Source organism: Snodgrassella alvi wkB2 (assembly GCF_000600005.1).
Classification (GTDB): domain Bacteria; phylum Pseudomonadota; class Gammaproteobacteria; order Burkholderiales; family Neisseriaceae; genus Snodgrassella; species Snodgrassella alvi.
Window position 1 is genome coordinate 260,943 of sequence record NZ_CP007446.1, and the last position, 24,652, is coordinate 285,594.

A 24,652-nucleotide genomic window follows, 5' to 3' on the forward strand; every position below is an offset into this window, starting at 1 on the left:
ATTTGTAAGGTTATAAGTGATATTTGCCGCTGTTTATCAATGCTTTGATGGTGTTATTTCTTCACTTAGCGGCTGATCTTCATCGGCTGGCAGATTATAATTTTCACTAGCCCATGCTCCCAGATCAATCATTTTGCAACGCTCTGAACAGAACGGACGAAAGCGGCTGGACGGAGTCCAGTCAACATTTTTCCCGCATATCGGGCAAATTACAGTGGTGATTTTTTCAGTCATTATTTGATTACCGGATCAAAGCTGCACATGACCAGAGTAAATGGTATATCAGTGGTTAAAACCTGGCCACGTGCCTGTTGTTGTGATGCCTGTAAAAAGCGAATATGGGTAAAATATTTATTAGCAGATACTTCTGGCAGTGCAGTGGCATTCTGGGAAACATTAATTCCTAGTAGGTGAATGTTCTGTCCAAGACTGTTATGCTGATAACTTCCGCTTGTTGCCAGACAGTCTACAGACAGACTGTTTTGACGCAGAATTTCCAGTAGCAATTTGATGGCTTCATAAGTAGGTAACAGACTCTGGATCCACTGGCGTAACTGTAATTCACGTTCTGCCGGCTTTTTTTGCTGCCAGTAATAATAGGAAGGCAAATCATACGGACTGGTACCGCCGGGTACGAACATGCGCTGCTTGATTGCCATCAGCCATTCATTTTCGCGTAAATGCTGTCCGAATTTTTGCTGAACACTTTGCAGATTTGTAATTGCAGTTTGTATATCTACCAGGACATTTTTACCTTCTTCACCACGTTGTCTGGCCAGACTTTTTTGTCGTTCCAGTTCTTGCAGAATATCCAGTTTCAATTCGGCACGTGCTGCTGCTTCCATGATTTCGAATAGTGAGAATAATGCACAATGATGTGCCCAGATTTCACTGCGTATCACTACTTCATGGAAATGTTTGAACAAATGTGCTATGCGCAGGAAATTACGGACGCGCTCAGACAAAGGATGTTCGAAATGGATAATATCTGTCATAACTTGGCTGGTGTTAGAGCTTGATAGAAATGATGCAGCTGGATAACTTTCCGGTTTAGTTCCTGCCAGTTGCCATCGTTGATAATGATGTCATCGGCAATGGCTTTCCGGCTATTACTGTCAGCCTGCTGCGCCATGATAGCACGGATTGTTGATTCGTCCAGATTACTGCGCTGCCGAACTCTTTGAATACATATGTTAACCGGTGCTTCGATAATGAGTATACGTTGTACCAGTTGTTGAAATTCCGGTTTTTCTGCCAGTAAAGGAATTTCAATAATTCCATAATGCTGATTCAAAACGATTTGCTGTTTTGCTTGCTGAAGACTTTGCAGAATTAACGGATGGAGAATATTTTCCAGCAGAATACGATTCTGTGAATCGGCAAACACCCAATTACGCAGTTTTGGCCGATCCAGAGTGCCGCCAGTAAGAAACAGATTATTCCCGCACTGTCTGCGGATTTCAGGTAAAGCCAGACCACCAGGAGCAGTAAGCTGGTGTGCGATTTCATCTGCATTCAGTACTGGTATGCCCAGAGCAGTAAAACAGCTTGCTACGGCAGATTTTCCACTACCTATGCCCCCGGACAGACCTATCCAGAACGTCATGTACTAAACCCGGAAAGACGCAGCCACCAGTGAATCAACTGATTAATCTGACTGTTTGTCATCCACACAATCCAGCCTGCAATGGCCAGTGCCGGACCAAAAGCCATAGGCTGGCTGCGGGCAACTCTGAGAATAAGTGAAGCAATAATACCGACAATTGCTGCCATAAATACAATTAAAGGCAATGCAGAAGCACCCATCCACGCACCAAGGGCAGCCAGTAGTTTAAAATCACCATAACCCATACCATCTTTACCGGTTAGTAGTTTGAATAACCAGAAAAGTGACCACAAGCTCAGATAGCCTAATGCAGCACCCCAGACAGCAGAAGCTAAGGGAACAAATTCACAATACCAGTTAAACAGTAAACCCAGCCAGAGTAGAGGTAAGGTGATTTGGTCAGGTAACAGCTGGGTTTCGGCATCTATAAAGGTCAGTGCAATCAGTGCGGCAGTCAGTATCAGACCGCCCGCAGCAATAGGTGTGACATCATAACGCCAGACTACTGCAGCAAATGCAATACCGGTTAATAATTCCACGCAAAAATAGCGTGGGCTGATGGATGCTGAACATGAAGCACAGCGTCCGCGTAGCAGTATATAACTGACAAGAGGTATATTCTGCCACCAGCGGATTTTATGCTGACAGTGCGGGCAGGCTGAATGCGGAACACAGAGATTAAAGTGACTGGTGTGTTCTGCAGGCAGTTGCAATGCCATTCGTGCTTCTGCCTGCCAGCTTCGTTCCATCATAATGGGTAAACGATAGATCACTACATTCAGAAAACTGCCAACAGCACATCCCGATATTAATGCAATGACGCTAAAAAACAGAGTATCAGTTAACATCAGGTATTAACCTACAGCATTACCGATATTAAATAGCGGTAAATACATGGCAACCAGAATTATCCCGACAATACCACCAAGTACAACCATAATAATCGGTTCCATCAATGAAGACAGTTGTGCAACGGCAGTATCTACATCTTCTTCATAGAATTCTGCGGCTTTATTGAGCATGTCATCCAAAGAACCTGATTCTTCACCGATTGAAGCCATTTGCATCACCATGTTCGGAAACAACTCTGTTGCCTGCATGGCTGAGGTAAGAGAAATACCCTGATTAACTTTGGCACGGATTTCCTGAGTAGCTTCTTCATAGCGAATATTACCGGAAGCTCCGGCAACTGAATCAAGAACTTCTACCAATGGTACGCCTGCTGCAAATAGAGTTGCTGTTGTACGAGACCAGCGTGCAATGGTGGCTTTACGAACGATTTGGCCGAAAATAGGCATTTTTAACAGCATATAATCAAAACGTTTTTTCAGATCATCTGAGTTCTGATACCACTTAAATAAGCCAATTACACCACCTATCAGTGCAATGATGACAAATATGCCGTAATGTACAAAGAAATTGGAAATATTCATCATGAACTGAGTCAAACCAGGTAATGGTACGCCCATACTCTCGTAAACTTTACCAAATGAAGGTAATACGAACATCATCATGACGATTACCAGTGCGATTGCTACGACTACTACCACAGCTGGGTAGGTCAAGGCACTTTTAACTTTTTTCTTGATACCCTGAGTTTTTTCTTTATATACCGACAGCTTGTCAAGAATAGCCTCTAGTACACCACCGGCTTCACCCGCATGCACCAGATTACAGTAAAAATGATCGAAATATTTCGGATGTTTAGAAAAAGACTCTGCCAGAGATGTACCTTGCTCAACATCAGAGCGGATTTGCAACAGTAGCTGGGTCATTGCCGGGTTGGAATGGCCTTTGGCTGCAATATCGAAAGCCTGCATCATAGGCAGACCAGATTTCATCATGGTGGATAACTGCCGGGTAAAGACGGTAATATCTGCCTGACTAATTTTCTTTTGGCGCTGTTTTTTGACCTTGGCAATCTGTATTACACGAATTTGACGCCGGGTTAGCTTGGCGCGTGCATCAGCCTCGTCTTTCGCGACAACTTCTCCGCGTACAATCTGTTCAGTTTTAAGGTTTTTGCCTTCAAAACTGAAACTGGTTCCGGAGGATTTGGTTTTGGATACTGCTACGGGTTTATTCATAGTGTTCTCTCACAGTATTGACTTAATTGTATAGGCGAACAATCAGTTTTAATCATTAGTGCTAGCAAGAATCTCGTCCAGAGACGTAATGCCTTCCATGACTTTCAGTAAACCGGCATGGCGTAAATCAACTAGCCCTTCCTTGAGCGCCTGAGTGCTGATATCAACTTCATTACCATTATTCATGATAATACGTTGCATTTCATCACTGACCGGCATAACTTCATATACGCCGGCACGTCCTTTATAACCTTTACCCTTACACCTTTCACAACCTACTGGCCGGTAGAATGTCCATTCTTTGGCGAGATCTTCATCTGAAAAACCTGCTTTTTTCAGTGCAAATTCAGGCGGACGCTCTGCCGGTGCCTTGCAGGTACATAAACGCCGCACCAGACGCTGTGCCATAATCAGATTTACTGAGCTGGCAATATTAAACGGCGCAACGCCCATATTCAGCATACGGGATAATGTAGCAGGGGCATTATTGGTATGCAGAGTTGAAAATACCATATGGCCGGTTTGTGCAGCTTTAATGGCAATATCTGCGGTTTCCAAATCACGGATTTCCCCCACCATAATGATATCCGGATCCTGGCGCAGAAATGATTTTAACGCTGCAGCAAATGTCAGTCCTTGTTTATCATTAACATTTACCTGGTTAATACCAGGCAGGTTAATTTCCGCAGGGTCTTCAGCAGTGGAAATGTTAACACTGTCGGTATTAAGAATATTAAGGCAGGTATACAGTGATACGGTTTTACCGGAACCGGTAGGGCCAGTAACCAGCACCATACCATATGGCCGGTGGATGGCCTCAAGCAGTAATTCTTTCTGAAATGGCTCAAAACCAAGTTGTTCAATATTCAGAGTAGCCGCATCCGAATTCAGGATACGCATTACAATTTTTTCCCCGAACAGAGTGGGCAGTGTGCTGACACGGAAATCAATCGGCTTGGCACCTTTACGGAACTGAACCTGAATACGTCCGTCCTGAGGAATACGTTTTTCTGAAATGTCCAGTTTGGCCATTACTTTAATACGTGAAGCGATCTGGCCGCGAATATTCAGTGGCATACGTACCACTTCACGCAACTGTCCGTCAACGCGAAAGCGTACTCGTGCCATTTCTTCATAAAATTCAAAATGGATATCTGATGCGCCGCTGTTTAATGCATCACCTAGTATTTTAAAAACAAATTTTGCAATTGGTCCATTTTCGCCATCTTCGTCATCTGCAGACATGGCGTTATTTTCTACAGCACTGGAGTCACCAATTGAATCCATATCTTCTAGAAGGTTGGTGGATTCCTGACCAAGATTTTCCAGTAATTGGCGTAACTGACTATCGCGGACTATAACCAGATTCAGTACGCAGCCGGCATCTGTGGCAATTTTCTGGTAATGCTGAATTGATGTAGGATCAGATACAGCCAAAAACAGTCGATTACCGCGCTTGAATAGCGGCACGCAAATGTATTGCTGCATAATTTTCAGATTAATTAAATCCAGCGGTACCAGACTTTGATTATATGGCTCCAGATTCAGGTAAGGAATACCGAATACACCGGACAGAAAGCTGGCCAGTTTATCAGCATTGATGGCTCCAGATTGTAGTAGTGCCGGTATAACCGGACGTTTTTGTTCCAGTTCCTGACGCAGTTTTTCTGCTTTTTCTGCGTCAATAATCTGGTGCTTATATAAAACCCTGATCAGTCCAAGACTCATACAAATTAATTCCCGTCTCCATAACTTCTGAGTTTACATTCTGGTAAATGCTGTACCTGTTCAGGTTTGACTGAAATATTACTGCATACAGCACACTTTTTTCTAACCTGTATCAGATAAAAGACCAGAGTAAATTCATGTTAATGTTTAATTGTGCTAATTATAAGTGAATTTGTGTATTTAAACAGCCTATATATCGGTTTAATTACAAATTTCCCAGTAATCTGCATATAACTGTAATTCCATTTGCTGGTGCCACTGGTTGGCAATTAGCCGGTAAACCACGCGAATATGTTCCGGTAAGGTGGCTGTACAGCGGAAAAACATAACTTCATATTCACAGTTGTTCTTGTGTAACACTGCTTTAATATGGCCGGTACCCACTATTTGTTGTCTGATTACTTTAAATTCATCGCAAAAACGAGGTTCAGGAAAATTCTGGCCCCATACCAGAGCCGCCAATTGCTGTGCTGTGGCTAAGTTCAGATATTGATTGTCTAATGAACCATCAGTCTGGTACGTATAGTTTAAATCCGCCGGCCGGATGAGTTGCCGGCAGACTGCCTCAAATTCATTTTGGAAAGCTGCCAGATGTATTTCGGAAATACTTAAGCCTGCAGCCATAGCATGTCCGCCAAACTTCTGGATAATATCCGGCCGGCGCTTACTGACCATATCCAGTGCATCACGCAGATGTAAACCGGTAATAGACCGGCCGGAGCCGCGTAATGTACCATCTTCCGCCTGAGCAAAAACAATACTGGGTCGATGAAAGGTTTCGCGTAACCGGCCTGCTAAAATTCCGGTTACTCCCTGATGCCAGTTATCATGATAAGCAACGATGCTATAGCTGTTTTCTGTATTGAAGCCGGCCAGTTGTAGATTAGCTTCATCCTGCATGCTGCGCTGAATCTGACGACGTTCATGGTTCAGATCATTCAGTTGTTTGGCCAGATCGGTTGCACTTTCCATATCATCGCTCAACAGACAGGCTATACCCAGACTCATATCATCCAGTCTGCCGGCAGCATTCAGACGGGGTCCGATAGCAAAACCCAGATCAAATGCATGTGCCTGTTGCGGATTGCGTTTGGCCACTGCAAACAAGGCACGAATTCCTGCTTGCATTTTATCAGCTTTAATTCGTCTGAGCCCTTGAGCTACCAGCAGGCGATTATTCTGATCGAGAGGTACTACATCGGCGATGGTGCCCAGTGCCACCAAATCAAGCCATTGAGCAAGATTGGGTTCCGGATGTTTACTAAACCAGTTTTGCTGGCGCAGATGGTAACGCAAAGCCATTAGTACGTAGAACATCACACCCACACCAGCCAATGCTTTACTGGGAAATTGATCACCTGGTTGATTAGGATTAACAATAATACATTCAGGCAGTTGTTCACCCGGCAGATGGTGGTCAGTAATCAGGACGTCCATTCCTAGCTGTTGTGCGCGTTGTACGCCGGCTACACTGGCGATACCATTATCCACGGTAAGCAGCAGGTTCGTACCTGTCTGAGCTGCAAGCTCAGCAATTTGTTCAGTTAAGCCATAACCATGTTCAAAGCGGTTGGGGACGAAAAAATCAGTTTGCGCTCCCATTGCCTGTAATCCGCGCATCCCTAAGGCACATGCTGTGGCTCCGTCTGCATCATAATCGGCAACAATCAGAATTTTTTCCTGCCGTTCGATTGCCTGAGCCAGTCGTTCACTGGCGGCCTGAATATTTTTCAAATTCTGAAACGGTAACAGCGCAGATAAATTGTATTCAGTTTCACTTTTGTTTTTAATTGCTCGTGTTGCATACAGTTTGGCCAGCAGAGGATCAACACCCTGAGCAAGCAGAGTTTGCAGAGCATCAGTATCTACCGAACGGGTAATAATATGTGCCGGCTTCATAAATTCAATCCGGTAAAAGGTTGGGTTTTAATCCGGAACAAACGAAATCTGGGCTTGCGAATCTGAAGCAATCCGGCTTCACAGCGGATATTCAGCTGGCTGATATGTCTGTTTTTTAATCCTGACAGCAAAGGTTGCCACCAGTCTTGTTCCCATTGATGCATTATTTGTGCATAGGTATAAACATCACCCTGATTTACTGGTAAGCATAAACTATCATTAAACAATACAATTTCCTGCTGGCCTGAATCTGACAGAGTATCCATTAATGCTGCGTAATTTAGCAGTAATTCATGCGCATGCAATGCCCACGAACTATTGGTATAAAGTAGTGTGTCGTGCTTTGCTGTGCCAATAAGGTCTTTTTCAAACCATAAACCATTAATCGTGGGCAGACCGCGTGTGCTGCGCTCCTGATTCAGTGGATGCTGATACAGCAACATTTGCAGCTCAGTTTGCTGTTGCAGAATCAGAGTTGCATCTTTACCCGAAGGTTTGGCGGTACCGTCTATGCAGCCTGACAAATCAAGTAAAGATGACAGGGTAAAATCAAGTACCTGTGGCGTGGTAACTAGCCATAAATCCGGTCTGACCGGAAAAAACCGCCAGCCATCTCGCTGTAACCATGTACTCAAAACTTCACAGAAAGATTTTGCCTCTTCTGGATTCAGACCAAGAGCATTTCCGTCAAGATACTGAAGCTGATGCATGCCGGCTGTCTGGTTTATAGGTGTGACAATAAAGCCGCAATATTCCGGGTTTAGGTTTAATTGCTGCTGAGCCTGTTGAACCCATGAACCTTCCCACAGATATTGCTGATATAACTGACTTCTGTTTATGGTTTGTAATGTATATTTGCTCCATTGCCGCAGGGTATTCAGTGCCGGTAGCTGTAAGTCAGGTACCGCAGCTTCCTGATGAGGCCATAATAAACCCGGCAGAACGAGAGTTATACTTAAATCTGCAGACATGAATACACAATATTCCCAGTATAAAAATCAATATCACTTTGAGTTTTTATCAAATCAGATTGTTAATTTGATACTATACTTTTCATTCATTCCATCATGGAGTTATTAAAATACAGCCTGACGAATTTTTTCAACATCAACATCTTGGATATATCTTTGTATGTTTGGATAAATCTTGTAATGATGATTCAATTCCGGCTTCATTAATTCTTCGATAACCTGTTTTTTAGTCCAATTCTGAAAAATTAACCGATACATCGCAATAACTACTCCTGTGCGATCACTGCCATGCCAGCAATGAATTAATACTGGTTTAGGCGAGTTTTTAATAGCTTTAAGAATTTGAATGATTTTTTCATCGGTTATATTCTCAGCCCGCATATCAATCCGGATTTCAGACATGTCCGTATTAGCAATTTTGTCCTGATCACTATGCCATGAACGCAAGTTAATTATTGTTTTAATCCCTATTTTATTAAGCTGTTCAGCCTCTTTTAAAGAGGGTTGTTCAGATCGGTATACATCATCAGATACTTTATAAAAATTGCCGGGTAACTGATTAGAATTAGCATAAGACTGACAACTGCTGATAATGAAACACACGCAGCACCATAAAAAAATATTTGCTATTCTTGTCATTCTAAAACCATAGAAAGATAACGGTAAAAGTATGCGGATGAATTTAAGGCTGTGGCTGTAACCAACTCTTTAATAGCAATGCATTATCAATACTCAGCAACGCAGTATCAGCTAATGCTGCCTGTGCCAGTAAAGTAGTCTGTCGCAGTAAACCGTCACGGATGAAATGTATCCGTACTGTTTCACCAGCATGAATACGTGCCCATTGCTTATTAAAATCGGTAATAATTTCATCATTAATAGCAATCAGCTGGTCACCGGCACTCATACCTGCATTCTCGGCACTGCCTTGATTAAATACTTGTTGCAGGCTGACACCGAATGAGGCTGGCTGAACGCGGGCACCCAGATCTGCACTGGGCTGTTCGGCAACGGAATAATGCTCAACATATGCGCCACCATGCTGGCGAGGCAAGGCAGCCCAGTGGAGCTGTACACCAGCCTGCTGTAATTGTTCTGCCAAAGGCAAGTCTGCCGTGGTCATAATGTATTGCTGATAAACTTGAGTTAAGTCTATTCCGGTAGCTTGCTGGGCTATTTTCAGCCATTCATTTTCAGCCAGCCCCATACCCCGCTGACGCCAGTCCTGATACAGGGCACGCATAATATCATCCAGATTTTTTTGCTGGCCAGTATGCCGGCGGATATAGTGATCCAGACACAGAGCTGCCAGTGCGCCTTTCTGGTAATAGCTGACAATACTGTTGGCACTGTTTTCATTCTGTTTGTAATATTTTGTCCATGCAGTAAAGCTGGAATCTGCCAGACTTTGCTTTAAACGGCCGGCACCCTGTTGCACGCGGGTAATGGTTTTGGCCAGTAATTGCAGATACTGCTCTGGTGTAATCACACCGCTGCGTACCAGAAACCAGTCATCATAATAGGAAGTGATACCTTCAAAAGCCCACAACAGCTTTGTATAAGCTTCATCATCCAGTTTGCTGTTTAAAAATGCAGAAGGAATAATAGATTTTACGTTCCATGCATGAAAATATTCATGGCTGAACAAACCCAGTAATGTAATATAAGCGTCGTTATTTTTTCCGTCTTTTTGCGGCAGATCATGCCGGTCGGCCATGAGGGCAGAGGAGGATTTATGTTCCAGTCCGCCATAAATGCCATTTCCGACAAAAAGTAAAAAGCTGTAGCGTTCAAACGGTGCCGGTGCGGCAAACATAGCAATTTCACTGGCACATATTTTGCTTACATCATCTACCAGACGCTGCTGATCAAAAGATGAGAAATGGCCGCTGATAACAATTTCATGTTCAATGCCGCCTGCACTAAATGGCAGACGCAGCAAATAGCCCATTTCTACCGGATAATCAATTAAAGAGCGGTAATTATTCACTTGATAAACATGGGGTTGTGATGTTTGCGGCATGGTAGTGGCAATATCCCAGTTTTCAGGCAGGCCGGTAATGATTAACTGGCAGTTCTCCTGTTCACGCTGATTATGACGTAAAAACAGACAGGCACCGTCAAAGAAACCTCGTTCAGTATTTAAAAAAGAGCCGCGCACAGAAGTATCGAAAGCATATACCAGATAAGTGATCTCCCATTTACCTGCCTGTCCGTTGCAAGCCCAGGTATTTTTATTTATCTGTTCAGCTGATGCCGGTGTATTGTTGCAACTGGCTGATAAAGTGACAATATGACGGGCAAAATCACGAATCATGTAACTACCGGGTACCCAGCTAGGTAAACTCAGACTGAAATTCTGATTATCCAGTTGTGTAAAACTAAGGCGTACTTGCCACAGATGCTGAGTCAGAGAATGGGGTTGCAAATGATAGTTAAGCATAATTTGTGCCTCAATGAAGCGGAAAAGAAATATCAGCGTTGTCTGTCAGAGAAAAATTGCCAAGATTAATATTAACTTGGTTGAATTTGTTCTGGTGTTTGTATGGCAAACAGGTACTGATTCTGTTTGCCACAATAGGTTCAGGCTGTCTGAAGCCTATATAAGCGGATTCAGACAGCCTGTACTTCTGCTGGTAAAACGGGTTAAGCGAGTGGTGTAACTTTCATGCCAAACATAGCACGTGCAGTATTCAGCATCTGGCAGCTAAAGCCCCATTCATTGTCGTACCACGCCAGTACTTTTACCATATTACCATTAGTAACTTTAGTTAATGTACTGTCAAATATGGAAGCCTGAGTTGTATGATTAAAATCGGTGGAAACCAATGGCAGAGTATTGTAGCCCAGAATATGTTTCATACTGCCTTCACTGGCTGCTTTAACTATAGCATTAACTTCTTCGACACTGGTGTTACGAGCGGCTTCAAACGTTAAATCAACCAGTGAAACATTAATTGTGGGAACACGTACTGCAAAGCCATCAAACTTACCCTGTAATTCCGGTAATACCAGTCCTACAGCCTTGGCTGCTCCGGTTTTGGTTGGAATCAGATTTTCAACAGCACTGCGGGCACGGCGTAAATCTTTATGGCGAACATCAGTCAGTACCTGATCATTGGTAAATGAATGAATGGTTGTCATTAAGCCTTTTACCATTCCCAGTTCGTCGTTAATGGCTTTTGCCACCGGTGCCAGACAGTTGGTTGTGCAAGAACCATTGGATATTACTGTCATTTCCGGTGTTAATACCTGATGATTAACTCCGTATACCACGGTAGCATCCACATCGGCACCGCCGGGTGCGGAAATCAAAACTTTTTTAGCACCACTTTGTAAATGAATGTTGGCTTTTTCTTTGGTAGTAAAAGCACCGGTACATTCCAGCACCAGATCGATACCCAGTTCACCCCAGGGTAATTCTGCCGGGTTACGGGTAGAAAAAAAACGGATGCGGTCGCCATTAATAATTAAAGCATCATTATCAGATGAAACATCTGCGGCAAAACGGCCATGAACTGTATCAAATTTTGTCAGGTGTGCACTGGTTTCCAGTGAACCGCTGGCATTTACCGCAACAATTTCCAACTGGTTGCTCAAGTTATAGTCATAGATTGCACGCAATACCTGGCGGCCAATACGGCCATAACCATTAATGGCAACTTTTAACGTCATGCTTGTTCCTTTTTAAATCAACAAAACCAATCAGGCAAATTCGGGATGTACAGAGCGAAATGGTTTAAACCGTACCAAAAACATCTTGTATTATAGCTGAACCAGTCTGTTTCCACATCTGTATCAGCGCATACCTGTTCCAGCTGACTGTGCTTCCAGCATTTGCCGAAATGCATCTGACATGCTGTTAATATCCACCCAGCCCATGGCGCTGAATAATAATAGCAGTATGCCTCCGGCCAGACAGGTAATTAAGAAATAGATAATGTATCCCAAAAATACTTTAAATATATTTTGCTGACTGATGCGGACAAATCCAAAGATCTGTACTACCAATGTCCATAGCAGCCATAAAGACCCCGGAGTGGCTAATACCTGTGGCCAGTATAGTGTGGCCAGTGTAGGCAGGATCAGCACCTCAGTGGCCAGTACATAACCATACCAGTGTCCTGGCTGCTTATTGTAATAGCCCAGAATGATCTCCATTACCATGCTCAGAACACCCCAGCGCACCACTGTTAACACAATGACAAAGATAGTTATACCGGTTTGCCGTCCCAGAATCTGTGACATATTGGCCATATTCATCAGACCGAGCGCAAGTAAAACGGTAACGAAGATTAATGGATTGTAACGATAATGTGTTTTGGGATAAAAGCGCAGGCGCAGAGCAGCACAGGCGTCCAGAAAAAATTGATACATCAGGTCAATACCACAATTAGGGTTATAAATAAGGATAGCTGTTTTAACCGGTAGCCATTCTATCGCATCATAATCAAGTACAGGGCAGAAGACTGGTATGTCTATTTTACCAAGCAAACATGTTTGTTGTTTTGTATGATGGCTGATATTAGTGTGTAATCAATACACAATATAGCTTTACCGATAACATCACGATTGTTTTGTATTGTGAATTTCTGCTGCTTTCAATGTGTTTTCCATTAAGGTAGCTATGGTCATAGGGCCTACTCCGCCCGGTACCGGTGTAATCATAGAAGCACGTTCTCTGGCTGCATCAAACTCTACATCCCCGCACAACTGTCCGTTTTCCAGACGGTTAATTCCCACATCTATTACTACAGCCCCGGGTTTAATCCATTCACCTTTAACAAAGTTCGGAATGCCGACGCCTACAACCACAATATCAGCAGCAGCAACTTCCTGTGCCAGATTCCGGGTGGCGCTATGACAGATTGTGACTGTCGCACGTGCCAGAAGTAATTCTAACGCCTGCGGTCGGCCGACAATATTTGAAGCGCCTACTACAACAGCTTTTTTACCGGTGACTGGTACCTGACAGGCATCCAGTAATGTCATTACCCCTTTAGGTGTACACGGACGCATTAATGGCATTTTTACCGCCAGCCGGCCAACATTATACGGATGAAAACCATCTACATCTTTATGAGGCACAATCCGTTCCAGTACCTGCTGACTGTCAATATGTGCAGGCAGTGGTAATTGCACCAGAATTCCGTCTATACCATTATCTGCATTCATTTCGTCAATCAAGGCTAGTAATTCGGCTTCTGTGGTATGTACAGGCAGCTCGTAACTGCGGGATTCAAAACCAATGGTTTCACAGGCACGCTTTTTATTGCGTACATATACTGTACTGGCCGGATCTTCACCAACCAGAACCACAGCCAGACAGGGGCGGCGTAGCTGATTATCCAGACGCTGCTGTACACGAATGGTTAATTCTTGCAGGATTTGTTGAGAAATTTTTTTACCATCAATGAGTTGAGCGGTCATGAGAAAATTCCAGAGAAAAAGATTATGCTGATGGCAGGTAACTATCAGCTAATATTTACAAGAATAGCATTGTCGCATTTTTTTTAAGCGGTTTCATCTGCTTTTATATATAGCTGTTCATATAAATCAGCCATATTTCAAAAATATGGCAAAAAAATTTACTTTACCTCTTGACGATAGTTTTTCATGGCTGTATAGTTCGCCTCTCTCGTCGGGGTGTAGCGCAGTCTGGTTAGCGCATCTGCTTTGGGAGCAGAGGGTCGTGAGTTCGAATCCCACCACCCCGACCATATCGACCGAATCCTTGTCCGGATAGATTTGAGAGTACGCGCCCGTAGCTCAACCGGATAGAGCACCGGCCTTCTAAGCCGGGGGTTACAGGTTCGATTCCTGTCGGGCGCACCAAAGTTTGAAAAGTTTTATGGTGGCTGTAGCTCAGTTGGTAGAGCCCTGGATTGTGATTCCAGTTGTCGTGGGTTCGAGCCCCATCAGCCACCCCAATATAAAAGCCCAAGCCGTTTGCTTGGGCTTTTAATTTTTATGGTACCCTTCGGGAATACACTATCGCCTGCTAAACTTGCTATCTATTACGTCTTACTATAATAGTTGCTTATAAAACTGCTATCCTGCTATGAATAAAGCTGCAACTGAACTTCCCATTTTAACCATAGCCTTGTGTGCCGGCGAAGCATCTGGTGATTTACTGGGTGCCCATTTGATGAATGCGATTCGTACACGATATCCGCGGGTACAGTTCGTTGGTATTGGCGGACCGCGGATGCTGGCAGCCGGAATACAAAGTCTCTATGATCAGGAAAAACTGGCAGTACGCGGTTTTGTTGAAGTTGTCAAAAAACTACCGGAAATTCTGGCCATTCGTCGCGGCCTGATTCGTTCACTGAAACAAATCAAACCACAGGTATTTGTCGGTATTGATGCACCGGATTTCAATCTGGGTGTTGCCGAAAGTTTAAAACAGGCCGGTATTGCTACCGTACATTATGTCAGTCCGTCTGTCTGGGCATGGCGGCGTAAACGGGTAAAAAAGATTGTTAAACAGGTGGACGAGGTATTATGCCTGTTTCCGATGGAACCGGAACTATACCGGCAGGCAGGCGGACGGGCACGTTTTGTCGGACATCCTCTTGCTCAGACTTTGCCACTGGTTATTGACAGAAAGGCGAAAAGGCAGCAGCTGAAACTGTCTGAACAGGCTCCAGTGTTTGTTTTAATGCCGGGCAGCCGGGTCAGTGAAATTGATTTCATGGCACCGATTTTTTTACAGGCTGCTGAAATTATTCACCAGCGTTATCCTCAGGCTCAGTTTTTACTACCACTGGCTACGGCGGCAACACGGCAGCGTATGCAGGATATTCTGGCTCAGCCGGTGTGGCAAAAATTGCCGATACGTTTAATGTCTGCACATGCAGAAATGGCCTGTCAGGCAGCCGATGTTGCACTGGTTACCAGCGGTACAGCCACGCTCGAAGTGGCTTTATGCCAATGCCCGATGGTAATCAGCTATAAAATCTCACCTTTAACCTATGCATATGTCAAACATAAAATTAAAGTGCCGTATGTTGGTTTGCCTAATATTCTGTTAGACAGAGGTGTGGTACCTGAATTACTGCAAAGTAATGCAACACCACAAAAACTGGCAGAGGCTGTGATTCACTGGTACGAATCGCCACAGGAAGTACAGGATTTGCAGGCAGACTTTTCAGCACTACATCAGCAGCTGCGTTTGAATACTGATGAACTGTCTGCACAGGCGGTATTGCAGCATGCAACGGGGCAAATATGAATACAGAGCTGATGGTATTACCCAGCCATGCCGGTGTAGACGAAGCCGGTCGTGGTCCGTTAGTTGGCAGTGTATATGCAGCAGCAGTTATTTTACCGGCAGATTATGATTTACCCGGTCTTACTGATTCAAAAAAACTGTCCGAGAAAAAGCGTGATGAGCTGGCAATATTAATTAAGCAGCAGGCAACTGCATGGTCTGTAGCTGCAGCAGACGTGGCAGAAATACACCAATTTAATATTCTGTTTGCAACTATGCGTGCCATGGCTCGTGCTGTAGCCGGTTTGCATATTCAGCCGGCTAAAGTGTGGATAGATGGCAATCGCATTCCTGTTGATATGACTTTGCCGGCAGAAGCAGTAGTTAAAGGCGATCTCAAAATAGCCGCTATTTCAGCCGCCTCTATTCTGGCCAAAACGGCACGTGATGCAGAGATGTATGAGCTGGATAAATGTTATCCGCAGTATGGTTTTGCCCGTCATAAAGGCTATGGTACAGCCGCACATCTTGCTGCATTGCAACAGTTTGGTGTACTGCCACAGCACCGGCAGGATTTTGCACCTGTGAAAGCCTTGCTGGCGCAGGGAAAATACTGTCTCTGAGGCTATTCAACCGCGGGATTGTACTTTTATGCTTAATCTGTACATCGCTGTTATATTAATATTTTATGATTTCTGTTGAATTAATATCAAATAATTAGCAGCAGTTAATAATTATGCAAATCAGCGGTGAGGCATGCATTATCGCAATGATGATATGTAGCAATAATGCAAAAACGCTTTCCGGCAGGAAAGCGTTTTTAATCCATAACAGATAAATTAATCAACAAACTGTTTTTTAATTCGTTCACGTCGTTCCTGCGCTTCTACCGACAAAGTTGCAGTAGGGCGAGCGAGTAGCCGTTTCAGACCAATAGGTTCGCCGGTATCCTGACAAAAGCCATAATCGCCTTCGTCTAGTTGGCGCAATGAAGCCTGAATTTTACTTAATAACTTACGTTCACGGTCACGGGTGCGCAATTCTAATGCATATTCTTCTTCCAGTGTTGCGCGGTCTGCAGGATCAGGCGTAGTAGCCTGCTCCTGTAAATGTCCGGCCGTATTGTTGGCATTATGAATCAGCTCATCCTGGAGTTTTAACAGCAAATCACGGAAGAAAGCTTGGTGTTCTTCATTCATGTATTCTTCTTCAGGGCCATTCCAGGCCTGGATGTCTTGTTCTGTGAGTTTGGCCATTGTACAGTCTTTCTTTTGCATAGCTCGATTAAGCAATTAGCTCAGGAACTGACAGCTTAATCTGGATTTGAAAATAACAGATACTGGATTTCAGGCTGTTAAAAAAGTTCGGGCATAATAGCATGTTTTTATAATTTATTAATAATTTTGCATTCGACAACATTATCCGAATATCAGCCAGTATGAAATCTTACTGCTTGCCTGCGGCAGCCACCATTCGAGACAAAGCCAGAGCACAAGCAGAATAATTGTCGCAGAAAAATCATATTTACCAATACGCATAAAGGCAAACGGACGGGTTAACGGAGCATAGATACGTTGCAAGGTAAATAGCAGTATTGAATAAGGTTTGCTCAGACTTAAAAACATTCTTATTACCAGCCCGATGAATAATACATAGCACAGTGCTTTCAGGGAAAACAGAATGCAAAGAGCCAGACTGGCTGCAATAGTGCGAATATCCGGTAATACCCATCTAAGGCTGATAAACAGATTTAACGTACATGCCAGGTAATAAATAATGACAGTAGCCAGAATGCAGGCAATATCCCATTGGTACAATGGTGGTATAATTTTACGCAGAGGGCGTACCAGCCAGTTGGTACTACGTACACAAAACTGAGCCAGAGGATGCAGAAAAGGTAATTTAGCCCACTGTAACAGAAGCCGGGCCCAGCATATAATACTCAGTGCACTGGCTAATAAAAATAATGTTTTACTAATCACATATTGCCTTTAATGTCCGACGGATATTGAACTTTCTTTTTATAGAAAAAGATTCGGGCGGATTATATTATGGAAAAATTTGAACAAACAAATTCTGACTTAAGATTATATTGTATACAATATAAGAGATAAATAATGATATTTGATAAATATGATTTGTTTATTTAAAGTCGGGTTTACCGCTGTAATAATACAATCCATTGATTGTGGGCGGAATTCATAGTCTAAAAATCTGATCTGAATTGCAGTGCTATGATATGAGCAGCTTTTCTTGGTTTTGAATTTTGCTTTGACTGTTAAAGTATATCTGTAGCAGCTAATAAAATTTTTTCTTCTGCACTCCGAGTAAATATTGGTTTACTTTAACTATATTAATAATCAAATCATGTATTGTTATTTTATTCATTTTGTACCCTTCACAAGAGTACATTTGTTTTGCTGATTAATATATTTGATGTATTTTTATTGATGATTAATACAGTGCCAATAATTGCATAGAGAGAAAGTATTTTAATTTTACTAATTAATCAAAACCAATAAATTAAATATGTAAAACAAATCTTTGTTAAGTAAAAGCCAGAAATATAGATTTGGATTAGTCGATTAACATTGAAGTATTTTTAAATACTTAATATAAACAAGATAAAATATCAATAAATGAAGTACATTATAAGTGAATATGTTAAAAATATACTCTTTAATGTACTTCATAAAAACGCCTGAAGTTTTTAATAAAATGTAACTCTATATCAAAATAATAACTTTTAAAAAGGTGCAAGTTGTTGCTGCATTTCTTCTGCTCGCGCAACACTGGCAGCAACACCGTCAATTACAACCTGTGTCAGCTGATGCCGGTCAAAAACTGAAGTCGCAGCAAATGTGGTGCCACCTTTAGATGTTACATTTTTTTGTAGTTGAGCAAATTCGGTGCCAGACTGTTCTGCCAGATTTACCGCACCTTTGAATGTATCAAGTGTTAAACGATGAGCCTCTTCAGGGCTGAAACCCTGTTGTATGGCAGCCTGTTGCAGGGCATTAAGAAAATAGAAGACATAGGCCGGACCACTGCCACTAATACCAGCGATACGATTAATGCCACTTTCTTCTTCCAGCCATACTACTTCGCCTGTTGTGCGCATGATATTTTCTGCTATGGTTTTGTCTGCTTTACTTATGCCTGCCGGTGCATACATACCGGAGATTCCCTGACCAATCTGGCAGGGGGTATTGGGCATAATACGGATAATACGCTGGTGATTACCCAGAAACTGACTTAAAGTACTTATTGTTAAGCCTGCTGCTATGCTTAATACAAGCGCACCGTTAAGCCGGATACCGGTAGTAGCCTGCTGCATATCTTGCGGTTTAACTGCCAGTACCAGGATATCTGTGGCTGCCAGTTCAGTTAATTTAGCACTGGTACGTACCTGATATCGTTCGCTTAGATATTGTCGTTTATCCTGATTACGGTCAATTACTTCAATCTCATAACCGCCTTGCTGAGTCATACCGGCTACGATAGCTGTTGCCATATTGCCACCGCCAAGAAAATATACGTTCATAAGATTTTCCTCAATTTTTATTAAAAATAATTAACTTAATCGATAATATTGTCTTAATTGAATAAATTTAAACAATATTGGTTTGTAAAGACTTTTATATTCAATATTAGCTTAATTATAGGTTCAATGTGTAAAGGATAAAGTCAATATGGATTGCATCTTCAGATTCAGCAGCTGAATATTAATTAATTAATATCTTATTCTACTGATTTTATTGATTTTAAAGCTGAAAAGAAACAAATAAAATTACTGGTGTTAATTTGACTGTTATGTTAATAATGTATTTTTATCTGATAAATAAAGAATATTTATGTTAAAAATAAAAGCAATAGGTCGTAAGGCTTCTTATAGTTTAGTCTTGGTGTTATTAACCAGCATACTGAGTGCTTGTAATACGGCTGGCACCAGTAGTAGGGATAGGGTTAGTAGTACGGATAGCACCAGCAATCAATCAGATGGTTACTATGCAAACATGTCAGCAGGATATAAAACTTCGTTTTCTGAGGAAAGCCTGTCTCTTAGGAAGAGTAAACCATCTTCGTCCAGCGTGGAGTATAATTCCAGAATAGGATTCAGGGGGGCAGACTATCAGAGTCCAGGCTTAAGGGCTGTATTTGAAACTCAGCAGCCGGATACTGCGCAATATAAAAATTATTCTGATAACCCGGTAAAACAGGTAGTTACTGAACCTGTTAGTACATTCAGTCTGGATATGGATACAGCCAGTTATGCAAATAGCCGACGGTTTATTGCACATGGCCGGATGCCGCATCCTGATGCAGTGAGAGTAGAAGAATTTATTAATTATTTTCCAAGTACTTCGAATGAGAAATTAACGTCAATAACAGGTTCTCCTTTTTCTGCCGGTTATGAGCTCGCACCCAGCCCATGGAACACAGATAAGGTTCTGTTAAGAGTTAATATTAAGGCAAATGATGTCAATTTTAATCAGTTACCCCCGTCGAATCTTGTTTTTCTGGTAGATACATCTGGTTCGATGTATGGTGAAGACAGACTGGATTTGCTCAAAGAATCATTAAAATTACTGGTAAATAAACTGCGGCCGCAAGATAAAGTTTCTATTGTTGCTTATGCCGGAAGTGCCGGAGTGGCACTGGAACCCACCTCTGGTAGTAATAAAGCCAAAATTCTGGCTGCTATTGATAAATTTGAAGCCGGAGGCAGTACTGCTGGCGGAGAAGGGCTGCAACTGGCTTACAAGATGGCAGAGCGGGGCAAAGTAAACGGTGGAATCAACCGGATATTACTGGCTACTGATGGTGATTTTAATGTTGGTATTAATAGCACAGAAGAGCTGAAAGCATTTGTCAGCAGAGAAAAAGAAAAGGGTATAACATTATCTACACTTGGTTTTGGTGATGATAATTTCAATGATGCAATGATGGTTCAGATTGCTGATGCAGGTAATGGTAATTACAGCTACATCGATAGCCTCGAAGAAGCACAAAAGGTATTGCAGGAGGAGATGAGTGCCACTTTGGTTACGGTAGCTAAAGATGTGAAAGCTCAGATCGAATTTAATCCGGCTCAGGTACTTGAGTATCGCCAGATTGGTTATGAAAAACGGCAGTTAAAGCAGGAAGATTTTAATAATGATAAAGTTGATGCAGGTGATATTGGTGCGGGGAAAAAGCTGACGGTTTTATATGAACTGACGCTGGCCGGTGGTAAACCAAGTATTGATCCTTTACGTTATCAGAACAAAAAATCAGCACCAGCTATAAATGCAAACAATAATGAAATTGCTTTTCTTAAATTACGCTGGAAAGCACCACGTGGTCAAAAAAGTGAACTGGCTTCCCTGCCTATAGAAAAGAAAGCTCTGGCCAGTTCTTTTGCTAGCGCCGGAGTAGAAACACGGTTTATGGCCGCTGTGGCTGCATACGGACAAAAATTGCGTAATAATCCTGAATTGTCTAAAACATCTTATCAGCAGATAGCAAGCTGGGCAAATAATGCCAAAGGTGAGGACAAGCAGGGCTACCGCGCTGAATTTGTAAAATTAGTCAGAAAGGCAGCTGCTCTGGACGATAAAGACAACTAAGGTATGATTCAGTAGCATATATTAAATTCTATTTCTAAGAGAAAATAAACAGAGTTATTGAACCGGATAGTTTAATAACCAAAAAAAGCCAGTTTTTTAAAGCTGGCTTTTTCGTTTTTATTGCTTATGAATTAGTCTTATTTACTCACTACAATTATCAGATTTGGTAGATACAAACATTTATGCCCTTGAAGTAATTTAAAGGTTGTAATTTATTTCAGTAATAAAAATAATTGTTTTTAGTTTAATTCAATTCAACTCTTGTCTGGTTTATATTCTGCAATCAGAATCTGTATTATTCAGGTCATGATATGCAGTATGTATTCTGAATGTATAAAACCAATAAATATTGAGAAAAAATAAAATACAAGGTTTGGTTGTTAGATGAATATCTGAGTATTTTGTAAATAAATTTAATATCGTATTGTTTTTGCAATGCTAGAGATAAATCCGGACAAATTATGTTGTAATTAATTTGTATACAGGTATGAAAAGCAAGATACCGGACTGAGGTGTTGATATAAGTAATGATTTATCCGAACCAATATAATCTGAGTATAATCAGTTTTGTCAGCATGTTTAGCTGATTATCAGGTTTTTATGAAATTCGCAGGGTAAACACTCATCGGATTGTAAATGGCATTATTATGAAAAATATACTTTCAATTCAGTCTCACGTGGTATTTGGTCATGCAGGTAACAGTGCTACAGTTTTTCCTATCCGTCGGTTAGGTGTCAATGTCTGGCCATTAAATACAGTACAGTTTTCTAACCATACTCAGTACAAGCAATGGAAAGGTATGGTAATGCCGGCTGCACATTTACTGGATATTGCAGATGGTATTGCCGCAATTGATGAATTAAAAAATTGTGATGCTGTACTAAGTGGTTATATGGGTTCAGCTGAGCAAGGCAATGCGATTACTGATATTGTCAGAAAAGTGAAACAAGCTAACCCGCAAGCCATTTATTTTTGTGATCCGGTAATGGGACATCCGGAAAAAGGCTGTATTGTGGCAGGTGGTGTAGCTGAATTTTTGTGTGATGTGGCTTTGCCGCTGAGTGATATGATTGCGCCGAATCTGTTTGAGCTGGAAGAATTGAACAACAAACAACGTATTCATAATGTGGAGGAAGCAGTTGCAGCCTGCCGCGCTTTATGCAATAAAGGTCCGCAGGTGGTTCTGGTGAAACATTTGAGCCGTGCCGGCTATCAGACAGATCGTTTTGAAATGCTGCTGGTCACTGCTGAGGAAGCATGGCATATTCACCGGCCACTGGTAGATTTTGGTGAACGGCAGCCGGTAGGTGTGGGAGATATGACCAGTGGTATTTTTCTGGCTGATTATCTGTCTGGTAAGACCTTGCTGGAGTCATTTGAGCATACTACTGCTGCAGTATACGGCGTTATGCTGGAAACTCTGAAACGCCGGCAGTATGAGTTGCAGGTGGTCGCTGCTCAGGAAGAAATAGCTCATCCTGCACATTGCTTTCAGGCTGAGAAAATAGCCTGATTGATTTATATATTTATCATAATGATGATAATTTTTGTGCTGCCGGTAAGAAATCCTTACCGGCATAATTTTATTTCTAAGAATTATTTTCTGTCTGAGTGTAGTTGCGCTGCCCGAAAATTGCACTGCCTACCCGTACATGAGTAGCTCCGCAAGCTATAGCAATACTTAAATCCGCGCTCATACCCATTGATAATACATCAACAGCAAAACCGGCCTGGTGCAAGTACTGTAACAGGTTTTGCATCTGATGGAACTGTTGTTGTAATTCAGTGTCTGTGCTACCGGCCTTGGCTACACACATAAGTCCGCGCAGTTTAAGACGCGGTAATTCGCTGATCATATTAGCCAGTGTCAGTAATTCGCTTTTATCTGGGCTAATACCATGTTTATTGCTTTCTGCTGAAATATTCACCTCAATACAGACATTGAGGGGCGGTAAATATTCAGGACGCCGCTCATGCAGCCGCCGGGCAATTTTTTCACGATCAATAGTGTGTACCCAGTGTGCCCGTTCTGCCACAATTCGGCTTTTATTTGACTGAATATGCCCTATCATGTGCCAGACAACATCCAGCTCAGCGAGCTGACTGGTTTTTTCGCTGAATTCCTGAATATAGTTTTCACCAAAATCACGCTGACCAGCCTCATATAAAGTAATGATATCATTGGCAGGAAAGGTTTTACTGACAGCAATCAGCTGTACCGGCTGTGGTGCCGCAGTTTGCCGGCAGACATCATTTATGTTTGCCAGTACCTGTTGCCAGTGTTGAATTAAGATGTCTGTATTTTTCATAATTAATGGTGTTTTTCAATTTTTCTGATTAAATCTAAGTATATTTGTAAAAATTTTGACATAGTGACAAATATTTTCATTTTAAAGATACGACAACTTGATTAAAATAAGAACCATATTTTGTGCCTGTATCATGCAGGCAAGCATAATGGAGTAAATATGCAGATAACCGATTTATTGGCCTTCGGCGTTAAAAATAAAGCTTCCGACTTGCATCTGAGTGCTGGTCTGCCTCCCATGATACGCGTTAATGGTGATATCCGCCGTATCAATCTGCCTGAATTGAGTGCAGAAGAAGTAGGCAAAATGATTGCTTCTATCATGAACGATTATCAGCGCAAGGAATATCAGCAAAACCTGGAAACTGACTTTTCGTTCGAATTGCCCAATGTATCGCGGTTCCGTGTGAATGCCTTTAATACTGAACGCGGTCCTGCAGCCGTTATGCGTACCATTCCGAGTAAAGTTCTTACACTTGAAGAACTGAGGGCTCCGGCAATTTTTCAGAAAATTGCAGAACTGCCGCGCGGGCTGGTACTGGTAACCGGTCCTACTGGTTCCGGTAAGTCAACTACACTGGCAGCAATGATCGACTACATCAATAATAATGATGCCGGTCATATTCTAACAATTGAAGACCCGATTGAGTTTGTACATCAAAGTAAAAAATCGTTGGTAAATCAGCGTGAACTGCATCAGCATACTCATAGTTTCGCCAATGCCCTGCGTTCGGCACTGCGTGAAGATCCGGATGTGATTCTGGTAGGCGAAATGCGTGACCCTGAAACGATTGGTCTGGCTTTAACTGCTGCCGAAACAGGTCACTTAGTGTTTGGTACTTTGCATACCACAGGTGCTGCTAAAACCGTTGACCGTATTGTGGATGTATTCCCTGCAGGTGAAAAAGAAATGGTTCGTTCCATGCTATCAGAAAGTTTGCAGGCAGTGATTTCTCAGACTCTGCTTAAAACCAAAGATGGTAACGGCCGTGTGGCAGCACATGAAATTATGATCAGTAATCCGGCAGTACGTAACCTGATTCGGGAAAACAAAATTGCTCAGATCAACTCTACTTTACAAACTGGTCAGAAATTCGGAATGCAGACACTCGATCAGTGTTTACAGCAATTAGTGCGTGAAAACCGTATTAGTATAGATGTTGCACGTGCCAAAGCAGTAAGTCCGGATCAGCTGGTAGGCTAATTGTTTGTTGTTTTTATATAGGAAAG

22 protein-coding genes and 3 tRNA genes are annotated in these 24,652 nt (G+C 42.3%); 8 read left to right on the plus strand and 17 right to left on the minus strand.

Going from position 1 to position 24,652, the window contains the following annotated elements:
- Positions 1 to 36: 36 nt before the first annotated feature.
- The 13 genes from yacG to folD form a co-directional block, all read right to left on the minus strand.
- Positions 37 to 234: a DNA gyrase inhibitor YacG gene (yacG, locus tag SALWKB2_RS01100; protein ID WP_025329859.1), complete on the minus strand. Its 198-nt coding sequence runs from the start codon at positions 232 to 234 to the stop codon at positions 37 to 39.
- Positions 234 to 986 carry a cell division protein ZapD gene (gene zapD, locus SALWKB2_RS01105; RefSeq protein ID WP_025329860.1) on the minus strand — a complete coding sequence of 251 codons (753 nt, stop codon included), beginning with the start codon at positions 984 to 986 and terminating at the stop codon, positions 234 to 236. The genes yacG and zapD overlap by 1 nt, the downstream gene beginning before the upstream one ends.
- A gap of 5 nt (positions 987 to 991) precedes the next feature.
- A complete protein-coding gene (gene coaE / locus SALWKB2_RS01110; protein ID WP_025329861.1) occupies positions 992 to 1,606 on the minus strand; it encodes a dephospho-CoA kinase in 615 nt (204 codons plus the stop codon).
- The gene (locus SALWKB2_RS01115) at positions 1,603 to 2,454 is read right to left on the minus strand and encodes a prepilin peptidase (RefSeq protein ID WP_025329862.1); all 852 of its coding nucleotides are present in this window, start codon (positions 2,452 to 2,454) and stop codon (positions 1,603 to 1,605) included. Before SALWKB2_RS01115 ends, coaE begins: the two co-directional genes overlap by 4 nt.
- A gap of 6 nt (positions 2,455 to 2,460) precedes the next feature.
- Positions 2,461 to 3,693 (minus strand): type II secretion system F family protein, encoded by a 1,233-nt coding sequence (locus tag SALWKB2_RS01120; protein ID WP_025329863.1) that lies wholly within the window; start codon positions 3,691 to 3,693, stop codon positions 2,461 to 2,463.
- A 48-nt stretch (positions 3,694 to 3,741) separates the two neighbouring features.
- Positions 3,742 to 5,421 carry a type IV-A pilus assembly ATPase PilB gene (gene pilB / locus SALWKB2_RS01125; protein ID WP_025329864.1) on the minus strand — a complete coding sequence of 560 codons (1,680 nt, stop codon included), beginning with the start codon at positions 5,419 to 5,421 and terminating at the stop codon, positions 3,742 to 3,744.
- 201 nt (positions 5,422 to 5,622) lie between these two features.
- A complete protein-coding gene (recJ, locus tag SALWKB2_RS01130) occupies positions 5,623 to 7,320 on the minus strand; it encodes a single-stranded-DNA-specific exonuclease RecJ (RefSeq protein ID WP_025329865.1) in 1,698 nt (565 codons plus the stop codon).
- Positions 7,317 to 8,291, minus strand: a complete 975-nt coding sequence (locus tag SALWKB2_RS01135; protein WP_025329866.1) for a hypothetical protein — start codon at positions 8,289 to 8,291, stop codon at positions 7,317 to 7,319. The genes recJ and SALWKB2_RS01135 overlap by 4 nt, the downstream gene beginning before the upstream one ends.
- Before the next feature lie 105 nt (positions 8,292 to 8,396).
- A complete protein-coding gene (locus tag SALWKB2_RS01140; protein ID WP_025329867.1) occupies positions 8,397 to 8,930 on the minus strand; it encodes a tyrosine-protein phosphatase in 534 nt (177 codons plus the stop codon).
- 43 nt (positions 8,931 to 8,973) lie between these two features.
- Positions 8,974 to 10,734: a M61 family metallopeptidase gene (locus SALWKB2_RS01145; protein WP_025329868.1), complete on the minus strand. Its 1,761-nt coding sequence runs from the start codon at positions 10,732 to 10,734 to the stop codon at positions 8,974 to 8,976.
- 203 nt (positions 10,735 to 10,937) lie between these two features.
- The gene (gene gap, locus SALWKB2_RS01155; RefSeq protein WP_025329870.1) at positions 10,938 to 11,966 is read right to left on the minus strand and encodes a type I glyceraldehyde-3-phosphate dehydrogenase; all 1,029 of its coding nucleotides are present in this window, start codon (positions 11,964 to 11,966) and stop codon (positions 10,938 to 10,940) included.
- 123 nt (positions 11,967 to 12,089) lie between these two features.
- On the minus strand, positions 12,090 to 12,785 hold the full coding sequence (locus tag SALWKB2_RS01160) for a hypothetical protein (protein WP_144353307.1): 696 nt from the start codon (positions 12,783 to 12,785) through the stop codon (positions 12,090 to 12,092).
- A 72-nt stretch (positions 12,786 to 12,857) separates the two neighbouring features.
- Positions 12,858 to 13,721, minus strand: a complete 864-nt coding sequence (gene folD / locus SALWKB2_RS01165) for a bifunctional methylenetetrahydrofolate dehydrogenase/methenyltetrahydrofolate cyclohydrolase FolD (RefSeq protein ID WP_025329872.1) — start codon at positions 13,719 to 13,721, stop codon at positions 12,858 to 12,860.
- Between the two features lie 212 nt (positions 13,722 to 13,933).
- Here folD and SALWKB2_RS01170 point away from each other — a divergent pair.
- The 5 genes from SALWKB2_RS01170 to rnhB all read left to right on the plus strand — a co-directional run bounded on the left by SALWKB2_RS01170 (position 13,934) and on the right by rnhB (position 16,127).
- Positions 13,934 to 14,011 (plus strand) — tRNA-Pro (locus SALWKB2_RS01170).
- 38 nt (positions 14,012 to 14,049) lie between these two features.
- Positions 14,050 to 14,126 (plus strand) — tRNA-Arg (locus SALWKB2_RS01175).
- Between the two features lie 19 nt (positions 14,127 to 14,145).
- Positions 14,146 to 14,221: transfer RNA gene (locus SALWKB2_RS01180), tRNA-His, on the plus strand.
- A gap of 131 nt (positions 14,222 to 14,352) precedes the next feature.
- Positions 14,353 to 15,525 carry a lipid-A-disaccharide synthase gene (gene lpxB / locus SALWKB2_RS01185; RefSeq protein ID WP_025329873.1) on the plus strand — a complete coding sequence of 391 codons (1,173 nt, stop codon included), beginning with the start codon at positions 14,353 to 14,355 and terminating at the stop codon, positions 15,523 to 15,525.
- On the plus strand, positions 15,522 to 16,127 hold the full coding sequence (rnhB, locus tag SALWKB2_RS01190; protein ID WP_025329874.1) for a ribonuclease HII: 606 nt from the start codon (positions 15,522 to 15,524) through the stop codon (positions 16,125 to 16,127). The genes lpxB and rnhB overlap by 4 nt, the downstream gene beginning before the upstream one ends.
- 216 nt (positions 16,128 to 16,343) lie before the next feature.
- Here the strand turns inward: rnhB and dksA are convergent, their stop codons facing one another.
- The 3 genes from dksA to proC all read right to left on the minus strand — a co-directional run bounded on the left by dksA (position 16,344) and on the right by proC (position 19,048).
- Positions 16,344 to 16,760, minus strand: coding sequence for an RNA polymerase-binding protein DksA (gene dksA / locus SALWKB2_RS01195; protein WP_025329875.1), 417 nt, complete (start codon positions 16,758 to 16,760; stop codon positions 16,344 to 16,346).
- Positions 16,761 to 16,922: 162 nt separating this feature from the next.
- On the minus strand, positions 16,923 to 17,486 hold the full coding sequence (locus SALWKB2_RS01200) for a YggT family protein (protein ID WP_025329876.1): 564 nt from the start codon (positions 17,484 to 17,486) through the stop codon (positions 16,923 to 16,925).
- Positions 17,487 to 18,250: 764 nt separating this feature from the next.
- Positions 18,251 to 19,048, minus strand: a complete 798-nt coding sequence (gene proC, locus SALWKB2_RS01205; RefSeq protein ID WP_025329877.1) for a pyrroline-5-carboxylate reductase — start codon at positions 19,046 to 19,048, stop codon at positions 18,251 to 18,253.
- Between the two features lie 310 nt (positions 19,049 to 19,358).
- Between proC and SALWKB2_RS01210 the strand changes: the two genes are divergently transcribed.
- Both SALWKB2_RS01210 and pdxY read left to right on the plus strand, forming a co-directional pair.
- The gene (locus SALWKB2_RS01210; protein WP_080690420.1) at positions 19,359 to 21,113 is read left to right on the plus strand and encodes a vWA domain-containing protein; all 1,755 of its coding nucleotides are present in this window, start codon (positions 19,359 to 19,361) and stop codon (positions 21,111 to 21,113) included.
- Positions 21,114 to 21,760: 647 nt separating this feature from the next.
- On the plus strand, positions 21,761 to 22,627 hold the full coding sequence (gene pdxY, locus SALWKB2_RS01215; protein ID WP_025329879.1) for a pyridoxal kinase PdxY: 867 nt from the start codon (positions 21,761 to 21,763) through the stop codon (positions 22,625 to 22,627).
- Positions 22,628 to 22,703: 76 nt separating this feature from the next.
- Here the strand turns inward: pdxY and SALWKB2_RS01220 are convergent, their stop codons facing one another.
- On the minus strand, positions 22,704 to 23,423 hold the full coding sequence (locus tag SALWKB2_RS01220) for a YggS family pyridoxal phosphate-dependent enzyme (RefSeq protein ID WP_025329880.1): 720 nt from the start codon (positions 23,421 to 23,423) through the stop codon (positions 22,704 to 22,706).
- A 159-nt stretch (positions 23,424 to 23,582) separates the two neighbouring features.
- Here SALWKB2_RS01220 and SALWKB2_RS01225 point away from each other — a divergent pair, with 159 nt between their 5' ends.
- A complete protein-coding gene (locus SALWKB2_RS01225) occupies positions 23,583 to 24,626 on the plus strand; it encodes a type IV pilus twitching motility protein PilT (RefSeq protein WP_025329881.1) in 1,044 nt (347 codons plus the stop codon).
- Positions 24,627 to 24,652 lie beyond the last annotated feature (26 nt).

What these genes read in the sequence shown, in the direction of transcription:
- proC (WP_025329877.1), bottom strand. Translation starts at nt 19,048, where the DNA reads ATGAACGTATATTTTCTTGGCGGTGGCAATATGGCAACAGCTATCGTA.
- coaE (WP_025329861.1), bottom strand. Translation starts at nt 1,606, where the DNA reads ATGACGTTCTGGATAGGTCTGTCCGGGGGCATAGGTAGTGGAAAATCT.
- pdxY (WP_025329879.1), top strand. Translation starts at nt 21,761, where the DNA reads ATGAAAAATATACTTTCAATTCAGTCTCACGTGGTATTTGGTCATGCA.
- gap (WP_025329870.1), bottom strand. Translation starts at nt 11,966, where the DNA reads ATGACGTTAAAAGTTGCCATTAATGGTTATGGCCGTATTGGCCGCCAG.
- SALWKB2_RS01220 (WP_025329880.1), bottom strand. Translation starts at nt 23,423, where the DNA reads ATGAAAAATACAGACATCTTAATTCAACACTGGCAACAGGTACTGGCA.
- SALWKB2_RS01225 (WP_025329881.1), top strand. Translation starts at nt 23,583, where the DNA reads ATGCAGATAACCGATTTATTGGCCTTCGGCGTTAAAAATAAAGCTTCC.
- recJ (WP_025329865.1), bottom strand. Translation starts at nt 7,320, where the DNA reads ATGAAGCCGGCACATATTATTACCCGTTCGGTAGATACTGATGCTCTG.
- folD (WP_025329872.1), bottom strand. Translation starts at nt 13,721, where the DNA reads ATGACCGCTCAACTCATTGATGGTAAAAAAATTTCTCAACAAATCCTG.
- SALWKB2_RS01120 (WP_025329863.1), bottom strand. Translation starts at nt 3,693, where the DNA reads ATGAATAAACCCGTAGCAGTATCCAAAACCAAATCCTCCGGAACCAGT.
- yacG (WP_025329859.1), bottom strand. Translation starts at nt 234, where the DNA reads ATGACTGAAAAAATCACCACTGTAATTTGCCCGATATGCGGGAAAAAT.
- SALWKB2_RS01140 (WP_025329867.1), bottom strand. Translation starts at nt 8,930, where the DNA reads ATGACAAGAATAGCAAATATTTTTTTATGGTGCTGCGTGTGTTTCATT.
- rnhB (WP_025329874.1), top strand. Translation starts at nt 15,522, where the DNA reads ATGAATACAGAGCTGATGGTATTACCCAGCCATGCCGGTGTAGACGAA.
- SALWKB2_RS01135 (WP_025329866.1), bottom strand. Translation starts at nt 8,291, where the DNA reads ATGTCTGCAGATTTAAGTATAACTCTCGTTCTGCCGGGTTTATTATGG.
- dksA (WP_025329875.1), bottom strand. Translation starts at nt 16,760, where the DNA reads ATGGCCAAACTCACAGAACAAGACATCCAGGCCTGGAATGGCCCTGAA.
- SALWKB2_RS01115 (WP_025329862.1), bottom strand. Translation starts at nt 2,454, where the DNA reads ATGTTAACTGATACTCTGTTTTTTAGCGTCATTGCATTAATATCGGGA.
- lpxB (WP_025329873.1), top strand. Translation starts at nt 14,353, where the DNA reads ATGAATAAAGCTGCAACTGAACTTCCCATTTTAACCATAGCCTTGTGT.
- SALWKB2_RS01210 (WP_080690420.1), top strand. Translation starts at nt 19,359, where the DNA reads ATGTTAAAAATAAAAGCAATAGGTCGTAAGGCTTCTTATAGTTTAGTC.
- SALWKB2_RS01145 (WP_025329868.1), bottom strand. Translation starts at nt 10,734, where the DNA reads ATGCTTAACTATCATTTGCAACCCCATTCTCTGACTCAGCATCTGTGG.
- pilB (WP_025329864.1), bottom strand. Translation starts at nt 5,421, where the DNA reads ATGAGTCTTGGACTGATCAGGGTTTTATATAAGCACCAGATTATTGAC.